Consider the following 10,083-nt stretch of genomic DNA (forward strand, 5'->3'; position numbering starts at 1 on the left):
CTCAGTTGCCACCCAGCTTGCGCATCAGCAGATCCGCCAGCTCGTCTTCGGAGAGATCGTCGTCTTCGGAACCGGCGCTGTCGCTGGCCGCTGTTTCGGGCGGCAGCGCGAGGACATCGTTGGCGAGGTGCTCGGTCAGCTCCGCCGGGGTGGGGTGCTCGAAGATCAGCACGGTGGCCAGGCGCACGCCCAGGGCGCGCCCCAGCCGCGTCATGAGCTTCAGCGCCATCACCGAGTCCATACCGAGCTCGGTGAAGGTGAGGCGGCTCGCCAGGGGCTGCTCCGGGGACAGCCCGAGCACCTCGCGGGCCTCGCCAGCGACCAGGTCGTGGAGCAGCTTCCTGGCCGCCTCGGGAGGCTGGCCCTTCAAGCGATCGCTCCACGTGCTCTCGGTGGTGGCCGCGCGCTCGGCCTGGCCGAGCTTGCCGAGCAACCGCTCGTCGGCGCGCTGCGCGTAGACGTTGCGGAACAGCGGCCAGTCGATCGACGCGACCAGCTGTCCCGGCGCCGCGGTGGCCCCGGCGGTCACCGAGGAGAGCGCGGCGTCGGCCAGCGTCTTCGTGTCCACCGCCGAGATGCCGACGCCATCGAGCGACGGTTCTTCGGCGCCCGGCCAGCTCGCCAGCAGGATGGCGCGTGCCGGACGGGCCTCGCGCCGCCAGCGCGCCGCCAGCGCGACGGAGACCTCGGTGGCCACCGCCGTTGCCGTCTGCCCGGCGCCGCCGAGCAGCACCGCCGCCGGGCCGAACAGCATCACGAAGTCGAGTGCGAGCCCGTGAGTGGCCTGGAGCAGGCGCCAGCTCTCGTCGGCCAGCGCCATCACCGCCGAGCGCAGCGCGTCCTCCGAAGGGAGCGCCGTGCGGGCAGTCGGCGCGGCGGCGGGGGCAACCGCGTGGATGACTCCCGCCAGGGGCCGTGGCAGCGCCGCCAGCATGGAGGCGACGGTCTCGGCGTCGGACAGCGATACCTCGGCGAGCACCACCGTGGCTCCCTCCGCCTCGAGGGCCCGCGCCGTCTCACCGCCGCGCTCCCGGTCGGCGGCATCCCGCCAGCCGGTGACCAGGAGGTGCTGGGCGCCGCGGGACACCAGCTCGCGTGCCATGGCCCCGCCCAGGCCGGAGAGCCCGCCCGTGAGCCAGTACGTCCGGTCGCCATGGATGGAGACCGGGGAGCTGCTCGCGGGCCCGGTCGAGCGCGCGAGCCGAGCCACCCGCGCCTGACCGCCGCGCAGCGCCAGCTGCTGCTCGCCGTGCGACGCGGTGAGCCAGCGGCAGAGCTCCGCCGCCTCGTTCGCCGCGCCGGCCTTGGTGGCCGAGGGGTCCAGATCGATGAGGGCGCTGCGCAGCGCCGGGAACTCCGTGGCCAGTGCCCGCCCCAGCCCCCAGATGGCTGCCTGGGACAGGTTCGGCGCTTCGCCCTCGATGCTCTGTCCGCCCCGGGTGACGAGCCACAGCGGGGGAGAGCCGTACCGCTCGAGCGCGGTCAGGGCCCGGGTGATGGTGCCGGCCAGCACCGCCGATGCGGCGATCGCCCCGTCGTCGGGGACGGCCGCGGCGTCGAGGCCGCCGAGGTGGATGCCACCGTGGAACGGGCGGCCATCCGCCAGTGCGCCGAGTGCGGCCCCGTCCAGCGCGGACTCCTCCGCGCGCACCACCGCGCACGAATGGCCACGCTCCTCGAGCGCGGCGGCGAGCAGCTCGGCCATGCCACCCCGATCCGCGAAGAGCAGATAGCGGCGTCCCCGCTCGCTCGTGCCCGGCGCCTCGAGCGGCTGCCAGGTGAGCTCGGTCAGCAGCTCGGCCCATGGCGCGCTGGTGCCCGCGGTGGGGGAGGGCGCCGGGAGCGGTGCCGCGGCGCTCTTCACATCGGAGCGGTGCCGCAGCAGCAGCGGCGTCGTCTTGACCGTCTCGAGCCAGTAGCGCTGCCGCTGGAACGGATACGTGGGCAGCGGCACCGCGGCGCTATCGGGATACAGCCGGCGGAAGTCGACCGGATAGCCGCGCGCGTACAGCTCGGCGAGGGAGCGCAGCATGGACGCTCGCTCCGGCTTGTCGCGCTCGAGGCTGCCCACCACCCAGGCCGGGTGGCCATTGTCCTCCGCGGTGTGCTCGATCGCGGTGGCCAGCACGGGGTGGGCGCTCAGCTCCACGAACAGCGTGTGCTCCGAGCCCAGGAGCCCCGTGATGGTCTCGGCGAACCGCACCGGCTGGCGCAGGTTGCGCATCCAGTACTCCGGCCCGAGCTCGGCACCGTCACCGAGCGACGCGGTGACCGAGGACCAGAAGGGGATGGTTCCGGCGACTGGACGGAGGCCTTGCAGACACTCGACGAGCGGGCGGGCGAGCGGATCGACCTGCGGTCCGTGCGAGGCGACGTCGACCTTGATGAGCCTAGCGAAGACGTGCTCCGCCTTCAGCCCGGTGAGCAGTTGCTCGACGGCGGCGGCCTCGCCGGTGACGACCGACGAGCGCGTGCTGTTCGAGGCCGCCACGCACAGGGCTCCGCCATGGGCAGCCAGACGCGGCTCGAGCTGCTGGGCGCCGAGCTCGACCATGGCCATGGCGCCGCGCCCGGCGACCTCGAGCATCAACCGGCTGCGCCGGCAGATGATGCGCGCGGCATCCTCGAGGCTCAGGGCACCCGCGAGGTGGGCGGCGGCGACCTCGCCCATGCTGTGTCCCACCACCGCGTCCGGCTCGATGCCCCAGGCGCGCCACAGCGTGCCGAGGGCGACGGAGATCGCGAACAGGAGTGGCTGGATGACGTCGATGCCCGTAGGCGGCTCGGGCGCGTGGAGGCGCTCGACGAGGCTCCACTGCACGTGCGGCTGCATCGCGCGCTCGCACGCGTCGATGGCGTCCCGGAAGACCTGCTCGCTGGCATAGAGCTCGCGCCCCATGCCCAGCCACTGCGAACCCTGGCCCGGGCACACGAAGACGACGCGGGGCCGCTTGCCGGCCTCGCAGGCGCCGGTGACCACGCGACCGCCCGTCTGGCCGCGGATGAAGGCGGCGAGCCCCGCGCGCACCTCGGCGATGTCGTTGGCGATGAGCCCCAGCCGCACCTCGTGGTGGGCGCGGCGCGCGCCCGCAGTGCCGGCGAGGTCGTACAGAGCTGGCACGGTGGCCGAGTCCTCGGCGAGGTGCTTCTGGTACGCCGTCGCCAGCGCCAGCAGGGCCGCATCCGATTGTGCCGACAGCGCCACCAGCTCGGTGCGAGGCGATGCCGACGGCTCGCTCGTCATGGCGGGCGAGGCCTCCTCGATGAGCAGGTGGGCGTTGATGCCGCTCATCCCGAAGCCGCTGACCGCGGCGATGCGGCGGCCGCCGATCGGCTGCCAGGGCGTCAGCGTGGTGGGGATGCGCGCCGGGACCGCGTCCAGATCGATCTCGGGACTGAGGTTCTTCAGGTTCAGGTGCGGGGGGATCTGCCGCGCCTGGAGCGCCAGCGCGACCTTCATCACCCCGGCCACACCCGCCGCTGCCTCGGCGTGACCGATGTTCGTCTTGATGGAGCCGATGTGCAGCGGCTCGCTGGCGCTGCGCCCGCTCGAGTACACCGCGGCGGCGGCACGGTATTCGATCGGATCGCCGAGCGGCGTGCCCGTGCCGTGCGCTTCGAGGTAGCTCACCTGTTGGGGCAGCGTCTGGCTGCGCGCCAGCGCCTCGCGCAGCAAGGCCTGCTGCGCGCGCGCGTTGGGCTGGCTGAAACCACCGCTCCGGCCACCGTGATTGACGGCGGAGCCGCGGATCACCGCCACCACCCGATCGCGGTCCCGCTGAGCATCCGACAGGCGCTTGAGCACCAGCACGCCGCAGCCCTCGGAGCGCACGTAGCCATCGGCCGCGGCGTCGAACGTCTTGCAGTGGCCGTCCAGCGCCAGGCCGCCCAGCTTGGACATGAGGATCGTGAGCCCGGGCGACAGGATCAGGCTGACGCCGCCGGCCAGCGCCAGATTGGACTCGCGCTTGCGCAGGCTCTCGACCGCCGAGTGGATGGCCACCAGCGACGAGGAGCACGCGGTGTCGAGCGCCACCGAGGGGCCGTGGAGGCCCAGCACGAACGACAGCCGGCCCACCGCGTTGCTGATGCCGTTGCCGGTCGCCAGGTGCCCCTCGAGCTCCGCCAGCTCGGCGAGGCTCGCGTAGTCGTTGTTCATGAAGCCGATGAAGACACCGGTGTTGGTGCCCATCAGCCGCTGTGGATCCTGCCCGGCGTTCTCGAGCGCCTGCCAGGCGACCTCGAGCAGGAGCCGGTGCTGCGGATCCATGCACCGCGCCTCGCGCGGGGAGATCCGGAAGAGGCCGGCATCGAAGCCGGCGACATCGTCGATGAAGCCGCCATGACGGATCGTCGTCTTGTCAGGCGCGTCGGGATCCGGATCGTACCAGGCCTCGCGATCCCAACGGTCCGCAGGGATCTCCGTGATGGCGTCCACGCCCCCACTGAGTAGCTCCCACAGCTCGGCCGGCGAGCCGACCCCGCCGGGGAAGCGGCACCCCATGCCCACGATGGCGATCGGCTCGGCGGCGAGCACCGGCAGCTCGGGCGTGCGGGCACGGACCGTCTCCGCCAGGGTGGCCAGCGTCGAGGGCGGGAGCGAGGTCAGGGCCAGGCGGCCTTCGCGGAGCCCGTTCAGCGCGGTCTCGACGCCGTCCGCGGTGGGCGAGACATCGCCGCTGCTGACGGCGGGCGCGGCCGGTACCTCGGCGGCGGCGGCATTATCGGCCTCGACCAGCGCGAGCAGCGCGTCGGCGAGCGCGTCGAGGGTGGGGTGCTCGAAGGCCAGCGAGGCGGGCAGGGTGCGGCCGAACGCGTTCTGCAGCGCGGTGCGGAACTGGACGGCGCTCAGCGAGTCGAGCCCCAGCTCGAACAGACTCTGGGTGGGATCGATGCGCACGTGCGTGGCCCGTCCGAGCAACTGGCGGGTCTCGTGAGCGATGCGCTCGAGCACCATGTTCCGGCGCCGCTGCGGGGGCGCGGCGAGCAGCTCGGCAACGAAGGCCTTGGCTCGCGACGGGGCCGCGAGGGTGGAGGCCTCGGGGGCCCGTGCCGTCCAACGCTCGAGGAGCGCGCGAGACCGCTCGGGCACCCTGGCCGCCACCGCGGACAGGTCGGCGGCGGTCACCACGAGGTGGGCACCGCCCAGCGCGACACACTCGCCGAGCGCCTCGATGGCCAGGTGGGTCGGCAGCGGCGCCACCCCGCGGGCGGCGAGCGCCTCCTGGTGCTCGGCCGCGAACCCGACGTTCCAGGGGCCCCAGGCGATGCTCAGCGCCGGAACTCCGCGGCCGCGCAGCTCGTGGGCGAGCGCGTCCAGCCCGGCGTTGGCGGCCGCGTAGCCCGCCTGTCCGGGGGAGCCGAGGACGCCCGCCAGCGACGAGAACAACACGAAGAAGTCGAGCGGCGCTCCCTCGGTGAGCCGGAGCAGGTTCTCCCCGCCCAGCAGCTTGGGGGCCATCACGTCGCGCAGGTGGCGCTCGGTGTGGCGGAGCAGCGCCGCGTCGTCGAGCACTCCGGCGGCGTGTACGACTCCGCGCAACGGCGGGAGCTCCGCGTGGAGGGCGGCCCAACGCGCCGCGAGGGTGGCACCATCGGTCACGTCGGCGCCGAGCACCCGGACGGTGACGCCGCGCTGCGCGTACTCGGCCAGCCGGCGCTGCTGCTCCGCCGAGGGCGCCGAGCGTCCGAGCAGGACCAGATGACGCGCACCGCGCTCCACCCAGGCCTCGACGAGTGGCCAGCCGATGCCGCCCAGGCCACCACTGATGAGATAGGTGGCGTCGTCGCGCAGGCGCAGCGGCGCCGTGTCGCGCCGCCGCAGGCGCTCCAGCCTGGCGGTGTAGACGGCGCCGGAGCGCACCGCGAGCTGATCCTCCGTGCCGGCGAACACCTCCAGCAGGCGGGCGGCGCCATCGGCACCCTCGCGCGGATCCAGATCGACGAGGCCGCCCCACGACTCGGGCAGCTCGAGGGCGGCGCAGCGCGCCATTCCCCACAGGCTGGCCTGGGCGATGGACACCGGGCGCTGCTCGCCTTCAACGGCCTGGGCCCCGGTGGTGATCCACCAGATGCGCGGGGCACGCCGCCACGGCAGGCGGCTGGACGTCTGCAGAAGGTCCAGAGCTCGCGCGGTCACCTCCTCGGGCTTCCCGCCGTCGACGGCCGAGAACGACACCACGTGGGTGACGTCGAGGGGCTGGCCGCTCTCCAACTCCCGCGCTCCGGCGAAGCGCGCGACAGCGATGCCGCGTGCCTCGAGCTCGCGGGCGAAGCGCTCGCCGTAACCGTGGCGGTCGAGCACGACGGCGAACGACCGATCCGCCGCCACGCTCGCGCCCGGTGCCAGCTCGAGACGGCGCCAGTTCAGCTCGTACAGCCACTGCCGCCACGCTGGCGGCTGCAGCAGTGCGGCCTGCGACACCTTCTTGAGGCTCACCCCGGAGAGCGTCGCGAGCAGCGTGCCCGAAGCGTCGAGCAGCCGCACATCACCGCGGAGCATCGAGCCATCGCCGACCAGCACCGCCGAGGCGTGTGCCCAGACCTCCGTGCCCGGCGGCGCCGCGGCCGGGTGAAGCTCGACGCGGTCGATGCCGATGGGCATCCAGGCTTCACGGGCCTCGCTGGCGAAGGCCGCGATCCCCAGCATCTGGAAGCAGCTGTCGAGGACCGTGATGGGCACCTGCCACCGCCCGTCCCGCCCCGCCGGCTCGTTGAGCGCCAACCGCGCCAGCACCTCGGACGCACCGATCCACAGCTCCGCGATGCGGCGGAAGCGTGGGCCCAGGCTCATGGTGGGTGCGTTCTCGGCGCCAGCGTCCGTCCATACGCTCGCCAGCACCTCCTGGGGAACCACCGCCCGCTGGCAGCGGCCGCGCAACTCCCGCAGCTCGACCGCCCCTGGGGTGGCAGTCCGCGGGCTCGCCACGGCGCTGGCGTGCAGCTTCCACTCGGCCGCTGCTTCCCCGCTCTCGCCACCGCTGAAGAACGAGAGCCGCGCCGCGCGCTCGCCCGGTGCCACCACCACGGCCACCGGCGCGCCTTCCGCCTTGCCTCCCTCCGGGATCGCCAGCGCGCGCGTGAACGCGACGTCCTCGATTGCCGCACCGCCCGAGACTTCGTGGGCCGCGGCGAGGAACGACGCGACGTAGAGCGCCGCCGGGACCACCACCTGTCCATAGACGCGGTGCTCGGCGAGCTCCTCGGGATGCGCCGGGCTGAGCCGCTGGGTGAAGTGGATCTCACTGCCGGGCAGCCGCAGCCGCTCGCCGAGCAGCGGGTGGGCCGCGCTCGTGCTCATGCTCACGGGCGGCAGGGCAGGGGATGACGCCAGCGGGAACCAGTAGCGCTCGCGCTCGAACGGATAGGTGGGCAGCGGCACGCGCCGGCGAGCAAACGACGCATCGAAGGCGCTCCAGTCGAACTTCGCGCCCTGCTCGTAGAGCGTCGCGACCGCACGAGCCAGCACGGCGTCGTCGTCCCGGCCGTGGTGCAGTGACGGCGCGGTGACCTGCGGCTCATCCAGGCCGCGCGACACCGCACCGAGCAGGACCGGGTTCGGTCCGATCTCGACCCAGACATCGCACCCGAGCTCGCGCGCTCGTTTCACGCCCTCCGCGAACCGCACCGGCGCGCACAGCTGCTGGCTCCAGTAGGCGGCCGCGTCGAAGTCTTCACCGGCCCGGTCGGCGGTGACGTTGGTGATCCAGATCGCACGGGGGGCGCGGAACGAGACCCGCGCGAGCTGCTCGGAGAACGGCGCGACCATCGGCGCCATCAGCGGCGAATGGAACGCGCACGAGGTCTTGAGCGGCTTGACCTTGGCGCCCTGGCGGCTCAGCTCCTCGGTTGCCGCCCGGACCAGCTCGGCCGGGCCGGAGATGCTCAGGTTCTTCGGTCCGTTGTAGGCGGCGATGGCCAGGTTGCCGCCCAGCTTGGAGACCACGGCCTCGATCAGCGAGGGCTCCGCTTCGACCGCCGCCATCGCGCCGCCCGGGGCAAGGGCGTGGCAGGCGCGGGCACGGGCCGCCACCAGGCGGCAGGCGTCCTCGACGGAGAGGACCCCGGCGGCGGTGGCCGCCGCATACTCGCCCAGACTGTGGCCGAGCACGATGTCGGGCTCCACGCCCCACGAGCGCCACAGCTCCAGCAGGGCGTACTCGAGGGAGAACAGCGCGGGCTGGCTGTACAGCGTCTGATCCAGCTCGGCCGAATCCTCACGCCACATCACCTCGAGCAGCGGGCGCGGCAGTTCGGCGTTGAAGAGCTGCGCGCAGCGATCCAGGGCGGCGCGGAACACCGGCTCGGAGCGATACAGCTTGTGCCCCATGCCGGCGTACTGCGACCCCTGCCCGGTGAACAGGAACGCGATCTTGGGGCGGCGGGAGGCCGCGCTGCTGGCGTTGGCCGTGTCGGCCCCCTTGATCGCCAGCCACTCGTCGAGCTGGCCCTGGAGTTGCTCGACGGAGGAGGCGGCGAACCCCGCCCGGTATGCGAAGTGCGAGCGCCCCACCCGCGAGGTGAAGCACAGATCGCTCAGCGAGGGAGCGCCAGCGGTCCGCAGGTGCTTCGCGACGTTGGACACCACGTGACCGAGCGCCCGAGGCGAACGGGCCGACAGCGTCAGGACGTGATGGGTGCGATCGCCGGAGCCCGGCGCAGTCGCCGGAGCCGATACGGGCTGCACGGCTGGAGCCGCCGCATCGCGCGGTGGCTCCTCGAGGATGACCGCCGCGTTGGTGCCGCTGATCCCGAACGAGCTGACCTCGGCGAACCGCGGCTTGCCACCGGCGCGCCACGGCTGCCGGCCATCGGACATGACGAACGGCGTGCCCGCGAGCGAGATGCGGGGATTGAGCGTCCGGAAGTGCAGGTTGGGCGGGATCGCCTGCTGCTTGAACGTCAGGATGGCCTTGATCAGCCCGGCCATGCCCGCCGCCGCCTCGAGGTGGCCGATGTTGGTCTTGACCGCGCCGAGCACGCACGCCGAGCCGTCGGCGCGAGGTGCCCCCAGCACCGCGGTGAGCGCCTCGAGCTCGATCGGATCCCCGAGCGGCGTGCCGGTGCCGTGCGTCTCGACATAGCCGATCTGCTCCGGCTCCACCCGGGCGTTGCGCAGCGCCTGACGCAGGAGCGCCTGTTGCGCGAGCATGTTCGGCGCGGTCAACCCGGCGGAGCGGCCGTCCTGGTTGATGGCGGAGCCGCGCACCAGCGCCCAGACATGATCGCCGTCGCGCTGGGCATCCGACAGGCGCTTGAGCACGACGATCCCGCAGCCTTCGCCGCGCACGTAGCCATTGGCGCGCGCGTCGAACGTCTTGCACCGGCCATCGGGGGACAGCGCCTTGAGCTGGCCCAGCACATAGCTGCTCTCGGGAGAGAGGATGAGGTTCACGCCACCGGCGAGCGCCAGCTCGCTCTCCCCGTTGCGCAGGCTCACGCACGCCTGATGCAGCGCGACCAGCGACGAGGAGCAGGCCGTGTCGATGGCCATGCACGGCCCCTGCAGGCCGAGGATGTAGGCGAGGCGCCCGGCGGCGACGCTGGCCAGGCTTCCCGTGAAGGACTGAGCGTCGACCTCGGACGGGTTCCACCGGAGGATCCGCCGCAGATAGTCCGGAGCGCCGATCCCGATGAAGACGCCGGTGCGGGTGCCGGACAGGCCGCCGGGATTGTGGCCGGCGAGCTCCAGCGCCTCCCAGGTCACCTCGAGGAGCAGGCGCTGCTGTGGATCGAGGCGCTCGGCCTCGCGAGCCGAGATGCCGAAGAACTCCGCGTCGAACCGCTCGACGTCGTCGAGCAGCGCCGCCGAGGACACGCTCTGCGGGAACGCCGGATCGGCGGGCACGCGCCCGGCGGGGATCTCCCGCACCGCGTCGACACCCCGTTCGAGCAGGTTCCAGTAGGCCTCGAGATCATTGGCCCCACCGGGGAAGCGGCAGGCCATTCCCACCACCGCGATCGGCTCGGTGCGTTGGCGCTCGTTGGCCTCGAGCTGCTCCCTGGCCCGTTTGAGCGCGACCATCGCGCGCTCGAGCTGGGTCGACGACTCCGGCGGCTTCCGACTTGTTTCCGACAAGGCCC

1 protein-coding gene is annotated in these 10,083 nt (G+C 73.0%); it reads right to left on the reverse strand.

All coding sequences use genetic code 11. The annotated features are described in order from the left end of the window. Position 1 precedes the first annotated feature (1 nt). Entirely contained in the window at positions 2-10,078 is a 10,077-nt protein-coding gene (locus tag NR798_RS19015; RefSeq protein ID WP_375772900.1) for an SDR family NAD(P)-dependent oxidoreductase, read from the reverse strand. Between the last annotated feature and the right edge of the window lie 5 nt (positions 10,079-10,083).

The organism is Archangium gephyra (assembly GCF_042230915.1).
GTDB classification, from domain to species: domain Bacteria; phylum Myxococcota; class Myxococcia; order Myxococcales; family Myxococcaceae; genus Archangium; species Archangium gephyra_B.